The organism is Arthrobacter sp. Soil_N43, from assembly GCF_057655195.1.
The window spans coordinates 68823-91478 of the sequence record NZ_JBDGML010000129.1 but is presented as its reverse complement, the minus strand read 5'-3'; the positions used below and the strand labels follow the sequence as shown (position 1 = coordinate 91478).

Below are 22656 nucleotides of genomic sequence, written 5' to 3'. Positions count from 1 at the left end.
CCCGGCCCTCGTGGCTGACTGCTTCGCTTCTGCCTTGGCCAGTTCCACTTCCTGACGCATTAGGGTGGAGAGGTCGGGGGTGACATCACCCAGGAGATCCCCGAGGGACGTGGTGTCCGCTTTGGCATGCGCGGCGGTGGGAGGTGTCTCCGGTATCTGGCTGCTCACAGTGGACGACCTCCGCCCTCGACGTACGGGTCATCAGGATCGCGCAGCGGGACGCCCGCAGAACCGTTGCTTTCAAAGCCCGGACGGGCAGGCTCACCGTACACAGTCTCTGCATACGTCGTCGGAGTAGCCGGCGGTTGTACGGGGTACTGCGGCAGGACGCCGCCTGAGGTGCCGGTCGTGGTTCCTGTTGCAGGGGCACCGGCCTGCAGGCTGCGGCCGAGACGGCCAGCGAGCACACCGGCTCCGGCGGCGAGGACCAGGAAAGTGCCCGGTCGCTGGCGGGCGAAGGACTTGACCTCGTCCAGCAGCGAGCCCGGATCCCTGTTGTCGAGCCAGGACGCAACAGATTCTGATCGGTCGGCGGCCTGGCGGATGAGATCCGAGGCCACGCCCTGCTGGTCCGGCGCGTCGGCCATGGAACGCAGCTGCGAGGAGACGGTCCTGATTCCTTCTGCGGCTTTCTGCTGCTGGGCGCCTGCCTGGCTGGTCAGGTCTGACTTAGCCTGGTGCAGCAGGTCCTTGGCGTTGGTCTTTGCCTCGGCAGCCACATTCGCCGCCTCGGCCTTCGCGGTGCCCGCCACGTTCTGCACGGCACCGCCCGTCCGGCCTGCAATGTTCGCTGCCTCGTCCTTGACGGCGTCCGTCTTGGTGGACGAACCGCTCTGCGGAGTGGTTGGTTCCGTGGCGCGTACGGTGCCGTAAGGGTCCGCGGGGTACGGATCGGACGTCTGCGGCCATTGGTTTTCGGTCATCACTGCTCTCTTTCCGGTAAGGGGTAGCTGCTGCAGATGAACCATCACGCCGTTCAAAACAGTAAGCATGGTTACTAATAGATAGTAAGCATACTTGCCAATTGTCCCGCAAGGTGACGCAGGCTGTTGATGGCGAGCGAGCGCCGCATCCGACAACCAGATACTAAGCATGCTTGCCAAATACTTACTAAGCATGCTTATGGTAGTGGCTGGCGATGTCCTGCAGGGAGGCATTGCCAGCACAAAAACCACATCCAAGGAGACTTCATGCTCGCCAAGGAACACATCGACGATCTGCTCAACCGCAACGGTGACGTCCTGTCCACGGACGGTGACAAGATCGGGTCCGTCGGCCAGGTTTACGCGGACGACGCCGACGGTCAGCCCAAGTGGGTCACGGTCAAGACAGGGCTTTTCGGGACTTCCGAGTCCTTCATCCCGCTCGAAGGCGCACGTCGTGAAGGTGATGACGTCGTCGTCCCGTACACCAAGGACCAGGTCAAGGACGCGCCCCGGGTGGACACCGACGGCCACCTGGAGCCCTCCGAAGAGGACCGCCTTTACGACCACTACGGGCTCGGGGGCGCCGGCAGCGCCTACGCCGGCACGACCGCCGGCCGGGATGGAGACTATGGCCGGGCAGAGGCCGACGGCGGGTTGGCTGCTTCAGGCGGTTTCAACGCCGCAGACGCAAGCGACACCGTGGGCCGTGACACGTCGGGGCCGACCACGGATGACGCCATGACCCGGTCTGAGGAGCGCCTGAACGTGGGCACCGAGAAGCAGGCGACGGGTCGGGCGCGGCTGAGGAAGTACGTCACTACCGAGAATGTCACCCGGACCGTCCCGGTTCAGCGCGAAGAAGTGCGGATCGAACGCGAACCCATTACAGAGGCCAACCGTGGGCCTGCCTTGTCCGGGCCGGACCTCAGCGACGAGGAGCATGAGGTAACCCTCCATGAGGAGCGGCCGGTGATCGAAAAGGAAACTGTCCCGGTCGAACGGGTCCGGCTTGATACCGAAACAGTCACTGACCAGGTGACGGTCGATGAGGAAGTCCGCAAGGAACGCATCGAAACCGACGGTGTAGACGACACCCGCCGGTAACAGCGCGATAAGCGACCAAGTAAGGGGCCAGGGCATTCGCCCTGGCCCCTTTACTTGGTTAAGGCCGGGCGTTCACGTATTCGGGTGAACAACCGCAGGTTAAGCGGCGCTTCCTCGAGCCGCCCGCCGCAAGGCCGCCGGCGGACTAGTAGACGGACCCTTCCAGGAGTTCTGAGAGCCGGCCCGCGGCGCGCCGGAGCTCCGGAACGCCGGCTTTGAGGCCGGCTTCGGTGGCTGTCTCGACGGGGCTGGTCAGTGCGATCGATTCGCTGGGACGGCCGCTCCTGTTGGGGACTGCGACGGCGACCGACAGGACGCCGGTTGCACGCTCATCGGAGGAGTATGCGTAGTCGACCCCTGGCTCCGGCAGGCGTGCGCGAAGCCCCTCGGGCGTAAACGTGCTTTCTTCATGGCCGGCCGCGATGGCCGCAGCCACCACCTGCTGCAGTTCGGCCTCCGAGGCCGCGGCCAGCAGGATCTTCCCGGCCGCCCCCACTGTCAGGGGGAGACGCTTGCCCAGCGGCAGGTCGTAGCGGAGGGGCGAGTCGCCGTCGACGCGCGCGACCAGGATCCTTTCGAAGCCAAGCCTCGTGTACAGGGATGCAGTGAGTCCCGTCTGGGAGGCCACCTGCTGCAGTATCGGCCGCGCGGCCACCACCAGGGGATCGTTCTCCAGGTAGCTTCGGGCGGCGGGCAGGACCGCCGGCCCTATCCGGTATGACTTGTCGGTTTGGCTGACCATGCCGAAATCCTGCAGGACCCGCAGGATCCGCAGGGTGGTCGGCAGGCTCATGCCGCAGGCTCTGGCCAGATCACTCAGCCGCTGGGGCCGCTCCGCGCGCTGCAGTTCGGCATAGACCTCCATCGCCCTGGACAGTGAGCGCATGTTCCCGGCCTTCGGGCCGTCCTCGGTGGAGGCTGAGTGTGTCGAACGTACCGTCATTCTTTCATTCTATGTAACTTCCTTGCGCTTGACAGGCTTTGTGTCTCCTGTCACTATTTCTTCAGACGCAATAGTCTTTCATTCTATGAAATGAAGGACCACGGAACGTAAGAAGGAAACGATGACAACGGAGTCAGTAATGACCAAACCCGGGAGCGCCGCCCGCGTCGCCCCCTCCGTGCTGGTGGGCATCGGCGCATTCGTGGCAGTCGGCGTGTATGTGCTGGTCAGTTCGTTGGAGCTCGGCCTCTGGACCTCCCTTGGCCCCGGCCCCGGGCTGTTCCCGTTTGCGATGGGCGCGGTGCTGGTATCGATGTCCGTCGTCTGGCTCCTGCAGGAGCTGCGGCGCCCCAGCGAGACTCCCGACGGCGTTGACCGCGGCCTCGTGATTGCCGTCGTGGTCAGCCTGGCCGTACTGGCAGCCGTGATGGACCTGCTCGGATTTCAGCTGAGCATGTTCCTCTTCCTCATGTACCACCTGAAAGTTCGCGGACGCCGGACCTGGGTGTCATCACTGATCATCGCCCTGGCCGGCAGCGTCGGAGCGTTCTACGCCTTCAACTACGGACTGAACGTCGCGCTGCCCGTTTCGGCCTTTTCTCCGCTGAACCTGATCGGACTCTAGACATGGACATACTCAACGACCTGCTCGGCGGCTTCGCCGCCGCCATGACCTGGCAGAACCTGATTTTCGCCTTCCTCGGCTGCCTGTTGGGCACCATCATCGGCGTGCTGCCCGGCATCGGCCCCGTCGCCGGCGTCGCCCTGCTCATCCCGCTCACCATGAACCTGGATGCGACCGGGGCAATCATCATGCTGTGCGCCATTTTCTACGGCACCGCCTACGGGGGAACGATCACCAGCGTCCTGCTGAACACTCCCGGAGAAGCGGCCTCCGCCATCACCACCATTGACGGCTACGCCATGACCAAGATCGGCCGGGCAGGAGCCGCCCTGACCATCGCCGCCGTCGGATCCTTTGTCGGCGGAACCATCGCTACGCTCGGTCTGGTCGCGGCCGCCAAACCGCTCGGGGAGCTGGGACTGCTCGTCGGCCCGCCGGAGTTCTTCGCCCTGATGGTGGTGGGCATCTCCCTGCTGGTCGCCCTGGCCGGCAAGTCGATGGTCAAAGCCCTCATCTCCGGAGCGCTGGGCCTGCTGATTTCGATGGTCGGCATCGACCCGGTGGCGGGCGCCCCCCGCTTCACCTTCGGCATGGACAGGCTGCTTGATGGCGTCAGCTTTGTCGCCGTCATCGTCGGTGTCTTCGGGCTGTCCGAAATCCTGTCCTACCGCAAGGACCCGCACGCCGCCACCGTTCATGCCCCGGGGCTGCGGTCCCTGCTGCCGTCACGGACGGAATGGCGGCGCAGCGCACCGTCGATGGCCCGCGGCACAGGCATCGGCTTCGGCCTCGGCCTCATCCCCGGCATGACCGGCTCCGTGTCGTCCCTGCTTGCGTACGGTGCCGAGAAGAAGTTCTCCCGTCACCGCAACGAACTCGGCAAGGGGGCAGTGGAAGGTGTCGCCGGGCCGGAAACAGCCAACAATGCCCACGCCAACGCCGCTCTGATTCCGCTCTTCACGCTCGGCATCCCGGCCTCGCCGACGATCGCCGTACTCATGGGGGCGTTCCTGCAACAGGGCCTCACCCCCGGGCCGACCCTGTTCACCGAGAACTCCGAAATCGCCTGGGCGATCATCGCCAGCCTCTTCATCGGCAACCTGCTCCTGCTGCTCCTGAACGTCCCCCTGGTGGGTCTGTGGACCTCCATCCTCCGCGTGCCGGCATCGATCCTGACGGCCCTGATCCTGCTTTTCATGGTCATCGGCGCCTACACGATCAACTTCAGCGTTTTCGATGTGTTCGTCATGATCGGCTTCGGACTGCTCGGTCTCGCCCTGAGGCACCTGCAGATCCCGCTCGCCCCGATGGTGCTCACCCTCGTTCTCGGACCCCTCATGGAACGGTCCCTCCGTGAATCCCTCGAAATCTCCCAAGGCGACTTCGGCATCTTCGTCAACCGCCCCATCTCCATGGTGCTGATCGGCATCGGGGTCCTGATCATCTTCAGCCCGCTGCTCAAGCTCCGTAAGCCCAAGGCGCTGGACGAAGACCCCGAAACCTAAACCCCACACCAATAATCCGTCCCCAGACCTGATTCACCCCTTCAAAGGAGAAGAACCTTGACCCGCACACGCATCGCAGCAGCCTTCACCGCAGCAGCCCTCATCGCCCTCACCGGCTGCGGCGCCAACGCCGGCACCGCCACCACCGCCGGCGACGACTTCCCCAAGAAAGGAAAGTCGATCGACCTGATCGTTTCCTTCTCTTCCGGCGGAGCCGTGGACACCGCAGCCCGGCTTGTCCAGCCCATCCTGGAGAAGGAACTCGGCACCAACGTCGAGGTCATCAACAAGCCCGGAGCCGGCGGACAGATCGGCTACACCCAGCTGACCAGCGCCAAGCCGGACGGCTACACCATTGGCGCGACCGGATCCCCGTCCGTCGTCGTCTCACCGCTGGATCCCGCACGCGGCGCCAAGTACACGCGCGCCAGCTTCCAGCCCCTCGGCCGGCAGGTCATCGACCCCGCGGTGATCGCCGTGCAGCCCGACAGTCCGTACAAGTCGCTCAAGGAACTCCTCGGCGCCGCCAAGGCCCAGCCGAAGTCGATGACAGCCAGCACCACTGGACTGCAGACCGGCGAACACTTCGCCCTGGCCCAGATCCAGGAAACCACCGGCGCCGAATTCGCCCCGGTGCACTTCTCCGAAGGCGCCTCCCAGGCCACCACCGCGTTCCTGGGCAAGCACGTTGACATCCTCGTGGCCAACGTCAGCGACGTGAACGACCTGACCAAACAGGGAAAGGCACGCGTCCTGGGCATCATGACCGCCGAACGCTCACCCTCGCTGCCGGACGTTCCCACCTTCAAGGAATCCGGCTATGACGTGGAAGCCGGAACCGCCCGTGGCTACTCCGCACCGGCCGGGCTGCCTGACGCCGTCGCCAAGAAGCTCGAAGCGGCAATCCAGAAGGCCATCGAGGACCCGGCCGTCGTCCAGAAGATGAACGACCTCGGCCTGCAGACCAGTTACCTCGCCGGCAAGGACTACGAGACGTTCTGGGCCGGACAGGAGGAGGACTTCAAGAAGGTCCTCCCGCTGGTCCAGAAAAAAGACTAAACCCTCCTCCCGACACACCCTCCACGGAAGAACCCACCATGACAACTCCCGTCCTTGAAGACATCGACGCCGACTTCCCGCGCCCCGACCGGGACGTGGTCGACCGCCTCGCCAAACTGCCCGCCGCCAACATCGGCGACGCCATGGACCGGCTCGGAGTCGCAGACTCGGCCATCCAGGCCATCTGGCCTGGCGCCCGCCTCGCCGGACCCGCGTTCACCGTCTGGACCCGGCCGGGGGACAACCAGGGCATCCACCGTGCACTGCAGCTCGCCCGCCCCGGTGACGTGATTGTCGTCTGCGGCGGCGGGGACGAATCCCGGGCCCTGCTGGGTGAACTCATCGGCGAACGCGCCATCAACCTGGGCCTGGCAGGGTTCGCGCTGGACGGCGCAGCCCGGGACGCCGAAGCCCTCGGCGAAATCGGCATGCCCGTCTTCGCCCGCGCCGTGACCCCTGCCGGTCCGTACAAGAACGGACCCTCCCGACTGGGCACCCCCATTTCCTTCGGAGGCGTCCCCGTCCTCCCGGGTGACGTCATCATCGGTGACTCCGACGGCGTCGTCGTCATCCCTCGGGAACAGGCAGCCCAGGTGGCGGACGCCGCCGAAGCGGTCTTCGCCGACGAAACCAACCGGCGGGCGGCCATCGTCGCCGACCGCCACTAAGCAAGAAAGACACACGACAATGACAGCGTGCACCGTCATCGGCCTCGGTGAGGCCGGAGCCACCTACGCGGCCGCCCTCGTCGCCGCAGGCCACAGCGTGACGGGATTCGATCCCGTCGCACCATCCACTCCGGCCGGGGTGATCCGGGCCGCAACCGCAGCAGAAGCGTGCGCCGGGGCGGATATCGTCCTGGTTCTCACGGGAGCGGCCGCCGCGCGGAGCGTCGCCCGGGAATGCCTGCCGGCCCTCCCGGCTGGCAGCTGCTACGCGGACTTCACCTCCTCCTCACCCCACGTCATGCAGGAGCTGGGGCAGCTGCCAGGCGAGGCGCTCTTTGCCGACGTCGCCATCCTCGGACCTGTCCCCACGCAAGGCGTGAAGACCCCCCTGATGGTCAGCGGCCCCGGGTCCCGGGCAGTCGCTGACCTGCTGTCCCCGCTGGGCGCCGACGTCGAAATCGCCGACGGGGAACCCGGGGCGGCCATGGCCCACAAGCTGCTCCGCAGCGTTCTGATGAAAGGCCTGGCCTCCGTCGTCGTTGAAGCGGTCACCGCCGGACGGGCCGCCGGCCTGGAGGAGTGGATCCGTGCCCAGATCGCCCGGCAGCTCGCCGGTGACGGGCAGGCAGTCATCGACAGGTTCCTCACTGGAACCGCCAAGCATGCCCTGCGCCGCTCCAAGGAAATGCAGGACACCGCCAGCTACCTCTCGGAAGATCTCGGAGTCCCCGCCGAGATGACCACCGCCTCAGCCACCGCCCTCACGCGCATCGCCGCCGAGACGGCACAGACGGTGCCGGCCTTGCGCTGACTCCGGCATCAGGCAGAATCAGGAACAGGAACCCCGCGGTGAACCTTCCATCCGCAATGAATCGCAGTCAGGAGCGGCAGCATGATCGGCATCTGGGCCCTTGGCGCCTACCTCGCGGTCATCCTGCTCTGGACCACGCTGATCAAACGCAGCGTCGGGGAGGCCATGATCCTGGGATTCCTTGTGGTGCTTCCCTTCACTGGGGCAGCCGCGGCACAGACCGGATGGGCAGCGCTGTCTTCGGCCGTGACGGACGAAATCGTCTATGCCACCATGGCGTTCGTCTTCATGGGGTACCTGCTGGACAAGACCGGCGTGCTGGACCGGCTCATCGACCTGCTGAACTCCCTGATCGGCGGCGTCAAATGCGGGCCCGCCTGGGTCTCGACCGTGGCGTCCGCGGGCCTGGGCGGGGTGGTCCACAACCAGGCAGCCATCGCCGCGACCGTCGGGTCGGTCACGATCCCCTGGATGGAGAAATCCCGGCTGGACAAACCCTCGGCGGCGACGCTGGTGGCGGGAAACGCGGGAATGGGCATCACTTTCCCGTTCAGCGCCTCGATGTTCGTCCTCGTCGGGTCGGCAACGGTCGGACCACTGCTGGACGTCAACGACCTCGTCCTGCCCCTGCTCATCGGCGGTCTGTGGTGCTTCCTGCACCGGCTGATTGTCACGTGGCTGCTGATACGCAAGAGCGGGATGGCCCCGCTGGACGCCGCTCACCGGCTGCCGGTCCGGGCGGCTTTCGGCCGCGGCTGGACGACGATGCTGCTGTTCGTCGTGGTGGCCATCCCGCTGGTCATTACGTCCGGAGCCATCGCCACGGCTCTCTCGGACTGGAGCGGCGGGGATGTCACCAAGTCCGTCAGCGTCATCGTCTGGATCCCGGTGGTCCTCATCATCACCGGGGCCCTACTGGGCAGGAAGCAGCTGCCGGGCAGCGGCCGTGCCTGGTGGTCGCTGCTGCAGGACTCCGCCCCCAGGTTCGGTGTTGTCGGCGTGACGGTGGTCTTTGCCTTCGCCGGAGCCAACGCCCTCGCCGCCACCGGGCTCCCGAAGCAGATGACCGCACTGCTCAACCAGATGGAGCTGCCTTTGTGGCTGCTCGCGATCCTGATTGGGCTGATTGTCATCGCCGTGGCCGCCCCGCTGTCTGCGACGGCGACGATGGCCGCCGTCGGAACCGTCGGCGTCGCAACCCTGGTTGCCGCGGGCGTCCCGGCGACCACCGCCGCCGTCGCCGTGCTGGTTTTTTCCTCCTGCGAAGCTGCGGTCCCGCCCGGAGGGGCGCCCCTGTATGTCGCCTGCGGCATCGCGGACGTCGATCCGGTCAAGACCTTCGCCCGCCTGCTTACCCACTACGCCCTGCCCTTGCTTGCCATCGGCGTGCTGATCATCGTCGGCGTACTGCCCATCTGAGGAACCAATCCATGCACCAGATCCGACGGGCCGTCGAAGTCCTCTTCGTCCTGACCCTCGCCGCCCTGCTCCTGGGAGGAGTGGTGTTCGTGGCCGGACAGGCCCTTGCGCTGATCGCAGGCCAAGGCAGCTGGCTGGAATTCTTGAACGAAGCCATCAAGACCCCGATGTGCATCGCGGCCTCCATCTGCGCGATCGCCGGTTTCCTCCTCAGCTACAAGCGCCACCAGAACCAGGGGCAGCCCCAGGAAGCAACAACGCGATGACCGGCCCTGCCGAGGACGGAACCTACCCGACATTCGCCGGGCTGCTGGGGCGGGAGGGCAGGCTCGCAGGCACGTCCTGGGGCCTGTTTCCCCAACCGGACCGCGGAACGCCCTCCTTCATCACCCGCGACGCCGTCCTGGAAGCAAGGAACTGCATCAGGACCGGCTCGGTTTTCGGCCTGGACTATCCGGCCGACGCCTTCGATCCCGGAATGTCGCTCAAGCGCCGGGCCCCCCGGCACACCATCTACTCCTCACATCCGGCCCACCGCGACGACTACCTGGACGGGTACTACCTCCAGGGATCCACACAGATCGACGGGCTCAGGCACCGGAGGGCTGACGACGTCGGCTTCTACAACGGCACCCCGGATGACCGGATCAAAGAAGGGACCCCGGACCTTGGCGTCCAGGAATGGGCAGACAACCCCATCGCCGGCCGGGGAGTGCTGGTCGACCTCGACGGATACCGCGCCGGCCAGGGGGCGCCCATCGACCATGCGGCAGGTGAACCGCTCGGTCTTGACCTGATCCAGGCGGCAATCGGGGCCCAGTCGCTGATCCTCCGGCCGGGAGACATCCTCATGCTCCACACGGGCTGGTGCGAATGGTTCCTGGCGCTGCCACCGGAGGACAAACAGCGGACCCGGGACAGCCGGCGGGCCACCGGGGTTGCCCAGTCGCGGGACTTTGTCGCCTGGGCGTGGGACCGCCGGTTCGCACTCCTTGCCGCCGACAACTTTGCCTTCGAGTGCCTGCCCGCCATGCAGGCAAGCCCCTTCCTGAACTCCGCACCCAACGACCACGGCATGATGCACCAGCAACTGCTGGCCAAACTCGGCATGCCGCTGGGTGAGCTCTGGCGGCTTGGACCGCTCAGCCGGCACATGAAAACCACCGGCAACTGGGACGCCTTCATCAGCATCAAGCCTCTGAACATCACCGGAGGAACCGGGTCACCCGCCAACGCCACGGCATTGACGTGACAGCCTAACGCCCGAGCCTATCCGTGGCACCGGGCTCATGAAGCTATTCCGGTATAGTTCACCCCACCGCCTCCGAAACGGCGCGGAATTCGCGGGCACTGACCACCGGCCGGCACCCTACATCCCGCACGACGGCGGCCCACCGGCACACAGGAAGACAGCAGCACATGACTCGACGGCGAGGAATGTCCCTGGCGGGGCAGTATCTCCGCCTGCAGCTGCTGATCGTGCTCGCCGTGCTGGTGGCCGTGGTGGCGATTTCGCTGGCGCAGTCCGCGGCGTCCTTCGAACGCACCGAGGGCCGCCGGGCGCTGTCGGCTGCCGAGACGCTCGCTGCCAACCCCACGGTCCGCAGCCTGCTGGCCAATGCCCAGCCGGGAAGCGGATCCGCCCTGCCTTCCGTCGCTGAATCGGTGCGCACCATCTCGGGGTCCTCGCAGGTTGCACTGGCCCGCGCTGACGGGACAGTGGTGACGTCCTCGGATCCATCACAGGAGGGCCGGAAGATGGAGCTTGGCGACAGCGTGGTGATGGCCGGGCGGGCCTGGACCGGACTGGTGGGCAGCGGGGGATCGGAGGCCCTTTCGGCCCAGGTCCCGGTGCTGGACGAACGCGGCAAAATGGTGGGAATCGCGGCCGTCGGCAGGAGTTTTCCGTCCGTGATGGAGCGGCTCGGGGATGCCGTGCCGAACCTGCTGACCTACCTGGGGGTTGCCAGCGTCCTGGGCGTGGCGGGATCGCTGCTGCTGGCCCGGCGGGTCAAGCGCCAGACCCTGGGCATGGAGCCGGACGAGATCACCGGCCTCGTGGAGAACCGGGAAGCGATGCTGCACGGACTCAAAGAGGGTGTGGTGGCGCTGGATCCCCAGCAGCGGATCACGGTGGCCAACGACAGCGCCAAGCGCCTGCTGGGGCTTCCGGATGACTGCGTGGGCAAGGACTTGGGCAGCCTCGCCGTGCAGCCGTCGCTGACGGACGTCCTCACGCAGGACCAGCCAGGTCCGGACCGGCTGGTCCTGGTCGGTGAGAGTCTGTTGGTGCTGAACCGGATGCCGATCCGCTCGCACGGGCGCGTCATCGGTTCCGTGACCACGCTGCGTGACCGCACCGAGCTGGCGTCCCTTGAGCGCGAGCTCGGCACAACCCGGACGGCCACGGATACCCTTCGCGCCCAGGCGCACGAATTCGCCAACCAGCTCCACACGATTTCCGGCCTGATCCAGATCGGCGAGTATGACGCCGTCGTGCAGTTCGTCAACGGCACCACCTCCAACCGGACGCGCCTCAACGAGGAGGTGACCAGCAGGATCGCGGACCCCGCGCTGGCCGCGCTGCTCATCGCCAAGTCCAGCCTGGCGGCGGAGCGCGGGGTATCGCTGGAACTCGCCCCGGAGTCCCGGCTGGACCGCGTGGACGAGGAGCTGTCCCGGGACCTGACCACGGTGGTGGGCAACCTCGTGGACAACGCCCTCGACGCCGTCACCAACGCGTCCGACGCGGAGGTCGAGGTGGTGCTCGAGGAGGCCGACGGCGGGGTGCGGGTTGTGGTGCAGGACTCCGGCCCGGGGGTCCCGGCGGAGGTCATGGACGACATCTTCCGGCAGGGTTTCAGTACCAAGAATTCACCGGACGGCGGCCGGGGCTACGGCCTCGCGCTGGCGCGCGTGGTGTGCCAGCGCCGCGGCGGCCGGCTGACAGTGCACAACGACGGCGGTGCTGTCTTCACGGCAGTACTGTTCCATAACCAGCGAGCGGGCAGCGAACAGCCCGGCAAGGAGAGGCGGCCATGATCAGCGTCCTCATTGTCGACGACGACTTCATGGTGGCCAAGGTCCACGCCGGGTTCATCCAGCGCACGCCGGGGTTCACCGTCGTCGGAGTCGCCCACACCGGAGCCCAGGCGGTGCTGGAAACGCAGCGGCTGCAGCCCGACCTGGTCCTGCTGGACATCCACCTGCCCGACATCAACGGGCTGGACCTGATGCACCGGCTGCGGGAGGTGGCGCCGGAGCTGGATGTCCTGGTCATCAGCGCAGCCAGGGAGGTGGAGACCGTACGCCGCGCCCTCCGCGGCGGAATCGTGCACTACCTGATCAAGCCGTTTTCCCAGACAGACCTGCAGGAGCGCCTGGAACATTACCGGAACACCTACCAAAGCCTCGCGTCCTCCAAAGACGTGGCGGAGCAGGCCGACGTGAACCGGGTCTTCGGCTTGGAACGCGGGGACCGGCCGCTGCCCAAGGGCTGCAGCGCCGAGACCCTGCAGGTGGTGGAGCGGGCGCTGCACGAGGCCGCGGGGGATGTCTCCGCTGCCGAGCTGGCCGCGCTGGTGGGCACGTCGCGCGTGAGCGCGCGGCGCTACCTTGAGTACCTCAATGACGAGGGGCTGGTGGACGTCACGCTGAAGTACGGCGTCGGACGCCCCGAGCGGCGGTACGCCTGGAAGGCTGGCTGAAGGCGGTCAGGGGCCCGTCCGGGGCGTGAGGGTTTCGATCGCTTTGCGGGCGCTGGCGGTGACTTGATCGACGTCGGCCGTCCCGTCGACTCGGACCAGTATGCCGCGTTCGGCATACCGTGCGATGAGGGGTTCGGTTTCTTCGCGGTAGAGCTGGAGGCGGTGGCGGATGACGTCCTCGGTGTCATCGCTCCGTCCTTCGATGCCGGCGCGGAGGAGTAACCGGCGGACGATCTCCTCGTCACCGACGGAGACTTCCAGAACGGCCTCCAGGGCGTTCCCGGCGCCCTCAAGGATGGCGTCCAGGTCGTTCATCTGGGCCATGGTCCGGGGATAGCCGTCAAGGAGGAAACCGTTCGCGGCGTCCTCCCTGGACAGCCGCTCGCGGACCATGTCGGTGGTGACGTGGTCCGGGACGAGGTCGCCGGCGTCCAGGTACTTTTTGGCCTCGGTTCCCAGGGGCGTGTGGGCGGCCAGATGGGTCCGGAACATGTCCCCCGTGGAGATCTCCACTATGCCCAGCTGTTCACTGAGACGGTGCGCCTGGGTCCCTTTGCCCGATCCGGGAGGGCCGATGATCAACAGTCTCGTCATGCGTCTGTCCGTTCCGCTGGATTTCCGGCCCGCAAGTCTGACCGATTCTACCGGCGTGGTCCCGGCCAGGCGAGGCCTGCAGATTCGGCGGCCATAGCTGGCCGGCCCGCGTAGTGCCGGAAGACTCCGGGTAGTTTCCGCGCCAAAAACGGGTAGTCGCCTCGCGTGACGCCAGGCCGGGGTGCGCCATTGAATAGGTTGTCACAGGGCACAGTCCACAGCGGCGGGGGGAACACCATGAAATTTTCGCGGAAGCCGGTCACACACCGGCACGGATCCGGGGCGGCACACACAGCGGCGTGCGGGAGCATGCCATGAGCTCCGGGCTGGCATCGGCTGTGCAGTTCGCCGGCTCCCTGCCGGGCTCGATCCTGTTGACACTGGGGCAGACGGTGGTGGTCGTGTGCGCCTGTTCCGACATGGTCCGCATGATGTCCGTGCCCCGCTCCCATGGGCGGTATGTGGCCAACACGGTCTTCCGGACGCTGGTGCCGCTGGCGATCCTGACCACGGCCCTGCGGGCGCTGCTGGATGCGGCCTCCGGCGTCTGGCCGAACGTTACGGCAGGCATGTTCGTGCTGGTGGTCCTGACCTACCGGTGGCGCACCGACACCGACGAGGACAGCTGGTGGAAGGGCAAAGGCAAGGCGCTGGGCCGGTGGCTCCGGAAACAGGCTGCGCCCCGGGGCCTGGCTGCCCCGGCGGCGGGCCTGGCACGTGTCGCCCTGCCTCCTGTCAGTCGTTGAAGAGTCCGGCCAGGTCCTCGGCCGTCAGCGCACCGCCTGAGAGCGCATCGCCTTCCATCACGTCGGCGAACAGCTGCGATTTCTTCGCCTTGAGCGCCATGACCTTTTCCTCGATGGTGTCCTTGGCCACGAGCCGGTACACCATGACGTTCCTGGCCTGGCCGATGCGGTGGGTGCGGTCCACGGCCTGCGCTTCCGACGCCGGGTTCCACCACGGGTCCAGCAGGAACACGTAGTCGGCCTCGGTCAGGTTAAGGCCGAAGCCGCCGGCCTTGAGGCTGATCAGGAACACCGGGGCCGCGCCGTTCTTGAACTCGTTGACCACGTCGGTGCGGTTCCGGGTGCCGCCGTCGAGATAGCAGAACTCGATGTTCTCCTCGACCAGGCGCTCGCGGACCTTGCCCAGGAAGCCAGTGAACTGGCTGAAGATCAGGGCGCGGTGGCCCTCGGCCACCAGGTCCTCGAGCTGCTCGAACAGGACGTCCAGCTTGCTGGACCGCACGCCGCTCAAGGATTCATCCACCAGCGACGCGTCCAGGCTCAGCTGCCTCAGCAGGGTCAGGGACTGGAAAATCGTGAAGCGGTTCTTGTTCACGTCCTCGATCAGGCCCAGGATCTTCTGCCGCTCGCGCTGCAGGTGCGTCTGGTACACCTTCTGGTGCCGCGGGTTGAGCACCACCTCAAGAATCTGTTCCTGCTTCGGCGGCAGGTCCTTGATGACCTGCTCTTTGGTGCGGCGCATCATGAGAGGGCGGACCCGACGGCGGAGCTTGTCCAGCTGCCCCTTGTCACCGTTTTTCTCGACCGGCTTCTGGTAATACTCGGCGAACCGCGAGGGGCTCGCGAACAGCCCCGGCGCCACAATCGAGGTCAGCGCCCAGAACTCCATCAGGTTGTTCTCCAGCGGGGTGCCGGTGATGGCCAGTTTGAAGGCCGCCGGAAGCTTGCGGGCGCACTGGTAGGCCTTGGACTGGTGGTTCTTGACGAACTGGGCCTCGTCCAGCACCAGTCCGGACCACCGCCGCCCCGCGTAGGCCTCGTAGTCGATCCGGAACAGGGCGTACGACGTGATCACGATGTCCGCGCCGGCCATGGCCTCGGCCGGCTCTGCCCCGGTTTTGGCAAACGTCTCTCCGATCGCGCGCACCGTGAGCCCCGGTGCGAAGCGCGCAGCCTCCGCCTGCCAGTTGCCCACGACGCTCGTGGGCGCCACCACCAGGAAGGGCGCGCCGCCGTCGGGCGTTGTGCTGTCTTCGGCAACCGTGCTGTCTTCGGCGGCCGTGCCGTCTTCGGCAACCGTGCTGTGTTCGGCGGCCGTGCCGGCCGAGGCGTGCTCCTTCGCGGCGCACATCAGCGCCAGCGCCTGCACGGTCTTGCCGAGCCCCATGTCGTCGGCGAGCACACCGCCGAGACCATGCCGGTACAGGAAGGTCAGCCAGTTATAGCCCTCCAGCTGGTACGGGCGGAGTTCCGCGTTCAGCGTGGCCGGGAGCGGCAGGCCATTGATGCCGCCCTCCAGCAGTCCGCCCACCGCCTCGCGCCAGGCAGTGGCCTGTTCGTCCACGATCCCCAGCTGGGCCAGCTCGTCCCACAGCCCGGCCTGGAAGCGGCTGATCTGCAGCGGGGCGTCCTTGTTGTCCTGGAGCGCCCGGGCTTCGTCAATCAGCGCCCGCAGCTGGTGCAGTTCCGGCAGGTCCAACGAGAAGTAGGCGCCGCTGGGCAGCAGCATGCGCGTCTGGCCGGCGGCGAGCGCCGAAAACAGCGCCGCGAACGATACGGGCTGGCCTTCCAGCGTGATCACGATGCCGAGGTCGAACCAGTCGCGCTGGTCCGTGGCCTTGGTGGAGATCGCTACCACGGGTGCTTCCTCGGCCTCGCGGTAGTCCGCCATGTCGCCCGATGTTTCCACGGACACGCCGGGGGTGTCCCGCAGCCTGGGCAGGACCTCCTCGGTGAACGCCAGCGTGTCCAGGCCGCTGAGTTCGGCTGCGGCCGCGAGCCGCGGCGTGCCCCAGCCGCCGGTGGCAGACTCGCCCAGCTTCGGCACCACATCCCACGGCTGGCCGACCGCTTCCAGGATCCGGGCCTCCGCAGGGTCGTCCCGGTAGCCGTGGTCGCCGGGGTGGCGCCACAGCGGCTGGGCGGTGACCAGGTTTCCGGATTTGTAGTGCCATTCCCAGTGCAGCCGGACCCGGTGGTCAGCGCCGTAATTCGCCAGCAGCGACAGGGTGGGGACGGCCAGCGCCGGCAGCTCCACCGACTCGTCCGACGCCGTCACCCGGGCCGTCTGCTTGAGCTTGGGATAGAAGCCCGTGAGGAAGCGGCTCTCGTCGCGCGCAGGGATATGCAGGGTGCTGCCGGCCGTCACGAACGTCAGCAGCTCCTCGCTAAGGCCGCTTTCCAGCGGCGCCAGCGTGATGACGCTATCCCCGGCGACGCCGGGAAGCGCGTCCCCGCCGGAGGTGACAAAGATGCCGTGCGCCGGACGGCCGAGGGTGCCCACCGAAGCCGGATCCACCTCGGTCCCCTCAACGGTGATGATGGGGGCGAGCTCCAGGCCGCCGCCGTCGTCGGACGGTGCGCCGCCGTGGCGGCTCAGGTTAAGGCCGACGGCGGCGGGCGCCTCAGCGACCCTGACAGGCTCCTGCCCGCGGCTGTGGACCAGGGCCACGCCGATCTTCTTGGCCTCGTCCAGCAGGCTCCACAGGTTCTTGCCGGCGAACGTGTTCATCCCCAGCCACAGGGCGGTTGAGGAGTGCACCCGGTTGGCGGCCGACGTGTGGGCGGCCAGGAAGGACTGCATCCATTCCACATGGGCTTCGTTGCACTCCCGCTTGAAGCTCAGGTAGCTGAGCGTGTTCCACGAGACGTCGCCGCGGATCCACTTGCCCTTGGCGCCCATGATCACCGGACGCGCCTTGAGCTGGCGGACGCTGCGCAACGGATCCCGGCGGCCGGTGTAGGAGAAGTGCGGGGCCGGTTCCTCCACCTCGAACTGCAGCGCTAGCGGGATGCCCCCCGTGGACGGTGTGATGCCGGGCTGCGAAATCAGCGGGCTGAGGGCCTGCTCCCAGTCGGCAAGGTCAGGCGCCGCAGGCTCCCTGGAAAGCCGGGAAACGTCCGCGGGTGCCAGCAGCTTCATCCGGATCGCCGGGTTGTCCTCGGCGGCGAAGAGCAGCGCGGCCACATGCTTGCAGTCCTTGCGGACCGGGCAGCTGCAGACGCCGACCGTGCAACTCCAGCCGCCCGCCTTTCGGACCAGCTTGGCGGTGGTCGAGTACGGCACGTCGGCGCCGCCGCGCACCTTGCCCAGCATCAGCCCGGTGGCGGCGTCGAACGAAATTCCGGCGACACGGCTGCCCATGGCATAGGCGAGTCCGGCCGCGAGGGAGCGGTCGTTGATCGCCGGGGTCTGGATTGCCAGTGCCGCACTCTCGTCCGGTTTGGATGGCATGGTGTGCGCGCTACTTTCGGCAGGTCAAAATCTGCAGGTTATCTGATCCATCTTAGTCAGCCGGGAGAGGCCCTGAAACTTCGCCTGCCGTTCACCTGCCCCTCAACCCCCGGCTGACGGCGGCGCGTACGTTGAAACTGTCCTGAGCACCACCGGCTTCTGCAGTGAGGATTCCCATGACTTCCAACGAGTACCCCGTCGTCTTGACGCTTGAAGGCGCCGACGCCGCGAACAACGAGGTGGTCGACGCCAACGTCACCGTGGTCAATGCCATGTTCCGGGAGCTCCTCAATTCCGGGGAGATCGCCCCCAACGCCCTGCGCAGCTACTTTGTGGACTTTTACCTCACCCAGGCCCTGGGCGGCGGATTCGCGCAATACGTTTACACGGCCGCGGACCGCGGCGAGCTGGACACCTACATCCGCGAGGGCCTTGAGGCCATGGGCGCCGCAGCCCACCTGGCGCTGTTCGACCGCACGGCCGAGGCCTTCGACGCCCTCTCGGAGGAGGAAGCCGAGATCTACCTGGACGGCGAATGGGATGCAGAGACCGACGGCGAGCTGCCGGAGAGTGTCCAGGCCATGGAAGACCTCGACGCCGAGTTCGAGGCGCTGCTGGAAACCGAGGACATCACCGCTCTCAACGCTGCCTGGCTCCGCGGACAGGAGGGGCTGCTGATCCTGGCGGGCGCGGAGCTCGCCGCCCACCTTGCCGCGCGGGTGGCGCGGGTTCCGGACCTTGAAGAGCGCCGGGCCGAAGCCGAGCAGGCGGCCCTCGAGACCGCACCGGAATTTGAACTGATCATCCGCGAACTGTGCGACATCGCCGGCTACACGCTTCAGAAGATCACCATGGGGGATCCCAACTTCGAGCACAACGGCGAGACCGTCCTGGCATGGCAGTTCAGCACGGACCACGGCGACTTCCTCATGATCGAGGACGACGACGAGGCCTTCATGCTCCATCCCGAGACCAGGGAAATCGTCGCGGCGGTGGAGTTCGAGGACGCCGACGAGGTGCTGGTGGACGCGCGGCAGCTCTAGGTCCGATGTGTACAAGCGTACACGTTACTGTGTACGCTTGTACACATGACTGCCGACGACTTTGCTGGAGGCACCCGAACCAACCACGAGCGCATGCTCGCCGGTGACCTGCACATCGCCGACGACCCCACCATGGCGGCGCAGCATCGGCGCGCCGTCCGCCTGACGGCCGAGTACCAAACGGCCTACGCCCAGGACGCCGACGCCGCCCGGCCCATCCTCAGCGAACTGCTGGGCGAACTGGCGGAAGGCGCCCACGTCCGGCCGCCGCTGTCCGTCGACTACGGAACCTACATCCGCGTCGGCAGGGGCACCTTCATCAACTCCAACCTGACCGCGCTGGACGTTGCACCGATCACCATAGGCGAAGACTGCCAGATCGGCCCCAACGTCCAGCTGCTGACGCCCACACATCCGCTGGAGCCCCAGCTCCGGCGGGACAAGCTCGAGGCGGCCCAGCCGATCACCATCCGTGACAACGTGTGGATCGGCGGCGGAGCCATCATCCTGCCCGGTATCACCGTGGGCGAAAACAGCGTGATCGGGGCAGGTGCGGTGGTCACGCGTGACGTGCCTCCCAACGTCGTGGCCGCCGGAAACCCGGCCAGAGTGGTCCGCGAGCTGTGACACTGCCGTCAGGGCCGCCGTCGGGAAGTCCCCGCCCCCGCCGCCATGACCCGGGGCGCAGGGAGCGGCTGATCGACGTCACCCTGGACGTGATTGCCGAAAACGGCGTGGCCGGCACTACGCACCGGAAGGTGGCGGCGGCCGCGAATGTTCCCCTCGGCTCCATGACTTACCACTTCCAGGGCCTCGACGACCTCCTCGCTGCCGCGTTTACCAAGCTGGCCGACATCACGGCGGACGGCTTCGAGGCTGCCCTGTCCTCGGCGGACGGGCCCGGGCAGGCGCGGGAGGCCGTCGTCGGGCTGATCACCGGCGACCTGCTGGGCGAGCGGCGGAGCATCCTGCTCACCTACGAGCTGTATGCCCTGGCAGCGCGCCACCCCAATCTGAGGCAGGTCACCGACACCTGGATGGCCCGCAGCCGTACGGCGCTGGAGCGGCACTTCGACCCGGAGACCGCCCGGATGCTCGACGCCCTGATCGAGGGCCTGTCCATCCACCGCGCCCTGGCCCTGAATCCCATGCCCGTAGAAACGGTCCGCGAGGCCGTCGAAAGAGTTGCACCCGACTCATGACATCAGCGTGCTTGCGATGTCCCTCCGTCGGCCGCGGGGTGAGCTGATCCTGGTCCGTGCGCTTCCTCGGCCCCGGGTTCCTCGTCGTGCAGCACCAGGGCTGTGCCTTGGTGGGCGGACAGTTCGAGGAAAAAGCTGTGCAGGTCATCCACCTGCCCCACCGTCTCGCCGCTGAACAGGTCCTGCACGCTGGCGCCAGGGGGCAGGTGGGTGGACTGGATGCTGCCGGCGATGTCCTGGCCGGAGAAGTTGAGCACGGTGACCTGCAGCGTCCCGTCCCCCAGCCGGTTGACCATGACGAGCAGCCCGCGGTTGGAAACGTCCGGCACATCCAACAAAGTGCCTGTTGCTATTCCGTTCTCTTCCCGTACCTCGAGGATTCGCTGGAGCCGGCGGGCAAAGGAGGCGGAATCCTGAAGCTGCTCAGGGAGCGAACCGTACAGGCTGCGGGCGCGGGGCATGCCTGCCGAGGAGGTCTCCGCGTCCGGGCTGGTGCCCATGATGTCGTGGGCCCCGCGGTTGATCCAGCGGGTGTCGCCCTCGGAGGTGAGCGCGTGGACGTGCTCACGGTCGAGGGCCGTTATGCCGGTGAGGTCCCACCCGGAAAGGGCGAAAACGCCGGGCTGCAGGGCGTTGTACATCGACAGCAGTATGTGGGCATCCAGGACCTGGCCCTCCTGCTCCGGCGTTATTGCTTCAGGGTCGCGGATGCCGAGAGCGGCCATGATGAAGCTCACCGTGGTGCAGGCGATGCCGTTGGTCGTGAACACGGCGTTGTAGGGCGCATTCTCGCCGGTCAGGCACTCCCTCATGGTTTGCTGCACCTGTTCGGCGAGCTGGGCTCCAGTGAGTTCCTGCCCGTTGAACTCGAAGACCTCGTCCCTGTGTCCCGAGGCGAAGTGCATCAGCTCGTAGGTCAGCTCGTCATGGTTCTGCAGCGCGTGGACCAGTGAGGCCTGGTCAACACCGATTTCCATCGACAGGCGGAGCGTCAGCCGCAACAGTTCTGTGTCGGCCGTGACGAGCGCGTAATGGTACGCGGGCCGTGTGATGAAGTCGTAGGAAAGGTCAGGGCCCGACTCGGAGGTCGCCTTGATGTCGTCGATGGTCAGGTTCAGCTCCTGGAAGGAGAACCCGCCGACTTTGCGGATCATGGACCCGATGAGCTGGTTGGCTGCCTCGGAGAGCGGATGCCCCTCAGACCAGCCCGGCTGCTCTTCGGCGCTCTTCTCCACTCCGAGGAAGCCGTTGGCGTCCAGGCGGAGCGCGCCGGTGCCCAAATCAACGAGTGAATGCAGGGCGTCCCCGACCACCAGGCGCATTCCGGCGAAGGTGGGATCCAGCCAGTTGATGGATGGCTGGCCTGCCTTGAAATAATGCAGGTAGACCCAGCGGCGGGTCTTTCCGGTGGTGTCGACAATCGCCCGCGTTGCGCTCCAGTTGGTTTCCTTGACACCGGGTTCGTAGAAGATGACCCGCTGGAGCCGGCCAATGATGTATCCGGCTTCTTGCAGCGCCTGTTCGGACTCAGGACTCAGATTTGCCGAATCCTGCCCTTCGGGCACATCCGGCAGCAGGTGCCAGTCCTCCTCCGGGATGTCGATCATGTGATAGATGCCCGGGTAGTCCCGAAAGTTCATTTCGGCAAGGCGGAAGTCCGCTCCCTTGCCGGTGTGGCCCGGAACGATGTCATCGATGACCGTTCCGCCGTGGTCGGCGGCGACCTCGCACATCTGCCGGAATTCATCCTCCGTGCCAAACACGGGGTCGATCGCCATGCTGATCCGGTCAAAGTGCCCGTCGACGCTGGGAGTCTGGGTCCAGCCGCTGATGCCTCCGGCCAGTTTGACGGGGCCGGTGTGGAGCGCCCTGATCCCGATTTCCCGGAAGGCTTCCCACATGCCCGCATCGCCCAAGGCCGAAAGGAAGGACTGGCCAGGCTGCGTGATGAAGGACAGGGGGTAAGCCGTGAACCAGACGGGAGCACGCTCGACGGCGGCCCTGGGGTTGGGATGTGCATAGGAGTTCTGCCACATGCTGGCCTGCCCGGAGAGTTGCCGGGCCAGCACGTTGGCGTCTCCCAGCATCGCCTGGTTCCGCAGCCACTCGACATACGCCGCGTTGCGGCCGTCAAACTCAAGGGATGGCCTGGAAGCGAGATACTGGCGCCTGCGGGCGATTGGCCTCAGGGCCTTCGGGCGGGCCGGATAAAACTGCTCATCGTACGTGATGTCCGCCGGCTCAGCTGCGGAGTCGACCGGAGCCGAATCTGTTTCTTCCGCCGTTGTTTCGTCCACCACTGTTTCTTCCGCCGCTGCGGAGACTGCCTCCGGTGCTGAAATTCTCTCGTCGGTACTTGATTCCCGCACAGATTTCTCCCTTCCACAGGTTGTACCTCGGTGCCGTGGATGCCTCCAAGACCTTTTGCCCAGAGTTCACGTACCCCTGACCACCGGGACTATTCACCGTTCCAATGAGCCAACGCCACCCTACGTCCTCGATTGGTGCCACTCAACACGCTGATGCGTGTCGAAACCCCCGGTGGTGGGGCGTGGCGAACCCCCGGTGGTTGAGCGTGTCGAAACCCCCCGGTGGTTGAGCGTGTCGAACCCTCCGGTGGTTGAGCGTGTCGAACCCCCCGGTGGTTGAGCGTGTCGAAACCGGAATCTCGACAGGCTCGATCACCGGGGCCGCTGGTTGAGCCTGCCGAAACCCCCGTACGTTAGGCGTGACGACCCCCGGTGGTTGATAAGCCGGTGGTTGAGCTTGTCGAAACCGGAATCTCGACAGGCTCGATCACCGTGGCCGCTGGTTGAGCCTGCCGAAACCCAGTTGTCCACATAGGCAAAT

21 protein-coding genes are annotated in these 22656 nt (G+C 66.5%); 15 read left to right on the top strand and 6 right to left on the bottom strand.

Annotated features, from left to right (window positions below; all coding sequences use genetic code 11):
• Together AC3A3W_RS21440 and AC3A3W_RS21435 are read right to left on the bottom strand one after the other, a co-directional pair.
• Nucleotides 1-168: phage holin family protein (locus tag AC3A3W_RS21440; RefSeq protein WP_487445141.1), on the bottom strand; the 168-nt coding region annotated here is incomplete at its 3' end.
• Nucleotides 165-923: a hypothetical protein gene (locus tag AC3A3W_RS21435; RefSeq protein ID WP_487445135.1), complete on the bottom strand. Its 759-nt coding sequence runs from the start codon at nucleotides 921-923 to the stop codon at nucleotides 165-167. The genes AC3A3W_RS21435 and AC3A3W_RS21440, both read right to left, overlap by 4 nt.
• Before the next feature lie 267 nt (nucleotides 924-1190).
• Here AC3A3W_RS21435 and AC3A3W_RS21430 point away from each other — a divergent pair, with 267 nt between their 5' ends.
• The gene (locus AC3A3W_RS21430; protein WP_487445134.1) at nucleotides 1191-2030 is read left to right on the top strand and encodes a DUF2382 domain-containing protein; all 840 of its coding nucleotides are present in this window, start codon (nucleotides 1191-1193) and stop codon (nucleotides 2028-2030) included.
• 145 nt (nucleotides 2031-2175) lie between these two features.
• On the opposite strand, the gene AC3A3W_RS21425 is transcribed toward AC3A3W_RS21430, so the two are convergent.
• Complete coding sequence (locus AC3A3W_RS21425) at nucleotides 2176-2973, bottom strand: IclR family transcriptional regulator (RefSeq protein ID WP_487445133.1); 798 nt, start codon at nucleotides 2971-2973, stop codon at nucleotides 2176-2178.
• Nucleotides 2974-3094: 121 nt separating this feature from the next.
• On the opposite strand from AC3A3W_RS21425, the gene AC3A3W_RS21420 reads away from it, so the two are divergent.
• From AC3A3W_RS21420 to AC3A3W_RS21375, 10 genes are all read left to right on the top strand, one after another.
• Nucleotides 3095-3598, top strand: coding sequence for a tripartite tricarboxylate transporter TctB family protein (locus AC3A3W_RS21420; RefSeq protein WP_487445132.1), 504 nt, complete (start codon nucleotides 3095-3097; stop codon nucleotides 3596-3598).
• A gap of 2 nt (nucleotides 3599-3600) precedes the next feature.
• Nucleotides 3601-5103 carry a tripartite tricarboxylate transporter permease gene (locus AC3A3W_RS21415; protein ID WP_487445131.1) on the top strand — a complete coding sequence of 501 codons (1503 nt, stop codon included), beginning with the start codon at nucleotides 3601-3603 and terminating at the stop codon, nucleotides 5101-5103.
• Nucleotides 5104-5160: 57 nt separating this feature from the next.
• Entirely contained in the window at nucleotides 5161-6162 is a 1002-nt protein-coding gene (locus AC3A3W_RS21410; protein ID WP_487445130.1) for a tripartite tricarboxylate transporter substrate binding protein, read from the top strand.
• A 38-nt stretch (nucleotides 6163-6200) separates the two neighbouring features.
• Complete coding sequence (locus tag AC3A3W_RS21405) at nucleotides 6201-6830, top strand: RraA family protein (RefSeq protein WP_487445129.1); 630 nt, start codon at nucleotides 6201-6203, stop codon at nucleotides 6828-6830.
• Nucleotides 6831-6849: 19 nt separating this feature from the next.
• Nucleotides 6850-7641 carry an NAD(P)-dependent oxidoreductase gene (locus AC3A3W_RS21400; RefSeq protein ID WP_487445128.1) on the top strand — a complete coding sequence of 264 codons (792 nt, stop codon included), beginning with the start codon at nucleotides 6850-6852 and terminating at the stop codon, nucleotides 7639-7641.
• A gap of 81 nt (nucleotides 7642-7722) precedes the next feature.
• A complete protein-coding gene (locus tag AC3A3W_RS21395; protein WP_487445127.1) occupies nucleotides 7723-9060 on the top strand; it encodes a TRAP transporter large permease subunit in 1338 nt (445 codons plus the stop codon).
• Between the two features lie 11 nt (nucleotides 9061-9071).
• Nucleotides 9072-9326: a hypothetical protein gene (locus tag AC3A3W_RS21390; RefSeq protein WP_487445126.1), complete on the top strand. Its 255-nt coding sequence runs from the start codon at nucleotides 9072-9074 to the stop codon at nucleotides 9324-9326.
• Nucleotides 9323-10312, top strand: a complete 990-nt coding sequence (locus AC3A3W_RS21385) for a cyclase family protein (protein ID WP_487445125.1) — start codon at nucleotides 9323-9325, stop codon at nucleotides 10310-10312. Before AC3A3W_RS21390 ends, AC3A3W_RS21385 begins: the two co-directional genes overlap by 4 nt.
• A gap of 185 nt (nucleotides 10313-10497) precedes the next feature.
• Nucleotides 10498-12102: a sensor histidine kinase gene (locus AC3A3W_RS21380; protein ID WP_487445140.1), complete on the top strand. Its 1605-nt coding sequence runs from the start codon at nucleotides 10498-10500 to the stop codon at nucleotides 12100-12102.
• A complete protein-coding gene (locus AC3A3W_RS21375; RefSeq protein WP_487445124.1) occupies nucleotides 12099-12767 on the top strand; it encodes a response regulator in 669 nt (222 codons plus the stop codon). The genes AC3A3W_RS21380 and AC3A3W_RS21375 overlap by 4 nt, the downstream gene beginning before the upstream one ends.
• A 6-nt stretch (nucleotides 12768-12773) precedes the next feature.
• Here AC3A3W_RS21375 and AC3A3W_RS21370 read toward each other — a convergent pair whose 3' ends face one another.
• Nucleotides 12774-13361 (bottom strand): adenylate kinase, encoded by a 588-nt coding sequence (locus AC3A3W_RS21370; protein ID WP_487445123.1) that lies wholly within the window; start codon nucleotides 13359-13361, stop codon nucleotides 12774-12776.
• Between the two features lie 314 nt (nucleotides 13362-13675).
• On the opposite strand from AC3A3W_RS21370, the gene AC3A3W_RS21365 reads away from it, so the two are divergent.
• Nucleotides 13676-14107 carry a hypothetical protein gene (locus tag AC3A3W_RS21365; protein ID WP_487445122.1) on the top strand — a complete coding sequence of 144 codons (432 nt, stop codon included), beginning with the start codon at nucleotides 13676-13678 and terminating at the stop codon, nucleotides 14105-14107.
• On the opposite strand, the gene AC3A3W_RS21360 is transcribed toward AC3A3W_RS21365, so the two are convergent.
• The gene (locus AC3A3W_RS21360; protein WP_487445121.1) at nucleotides 14097-17561 is read right to left on the bottom strand and encodes a DEAD/DEAH box helicase; all 3465 of its coding nucleotides are present in this window, start codon (nucleotides 17559-17561) and stop codon (nucleotides 14097-14099) included. The two genes, AC3A3W_RS21365 and AC3A3W_RS21360, sit on opposite strands and share 11 nt — an antisense overlap.
• Nucleotides 17562-17737: 176 nt before the next feature.
• Here AC3A3W_RS21360 and AC3A3W_RS21355 point away from each other — a divergent pair, with 176 nt between their 5' ends.
• Genes AC3A3W_RS21355 through AC3A3W_RS21345 form a run of 3 tightly spaced genes read left to right on the top strand, consistent with a single transcriptional unit; the run spans nucleotide 17738 to nucleotide 19806 of the window.
• Nucleotides 17738-18604, top strand: a complete 867-nt coding sequence (locus AC3A3W_RS21355; protein ID WP_487445120.1) for a DMP19 family protein — start codon at nucleotides 17738-17740, stop codon at nucleotides 18602-18604.
• 45 nt (nucleotides 18605-18649) lie between these two features.
• Complete coding sequence (locus AC3A3W_RS21350; RefSeq protein WP_487445119.1) at nucleotides 18650-19231, top strand: sugar O-acetyltransferase; 582 nt, start codon at nucleotides 18650-18652, stop codon at nucleotides 19229-19231.
• Complete coding sequence (locus tag AC3A3W_RS21345; RefSeq protein WP_487445118.1) at nucleotides 19228-19806, top strand: TetR/AcrR family transcriptional regulator; 579 nt, start codon at nucleotides 19228-19230, stop codon at nucleotides 19804-19806. The genes AC3A3W_RS21350 and AC3A3W_RS21345 overlap by 4 nt, the downstream gene beginning before the upstream one ends.
• 2 nt (nucleotides 19807-19808) lie before the next feature.
• Here AC3A3W_RS21345 and treS read toward each other — a convergent pair whose 3' ends face one another.
• The gene (treS, locus tag AC3A3W_RS21340) at nucleotides 19809-22037 is read right to left on the bottom strand and encodes a maltose alpha-D-glucosyltransferase (RefSeq protein WP_487445139.1); all 2229 of its coding nucleotides are present in this window, start codon (nucleotides 22035-22037) and stop codon (nucleotides 19809-19811) included.
• Nucleotides 22038-22656: the final 619 nt, after the last annotated feature.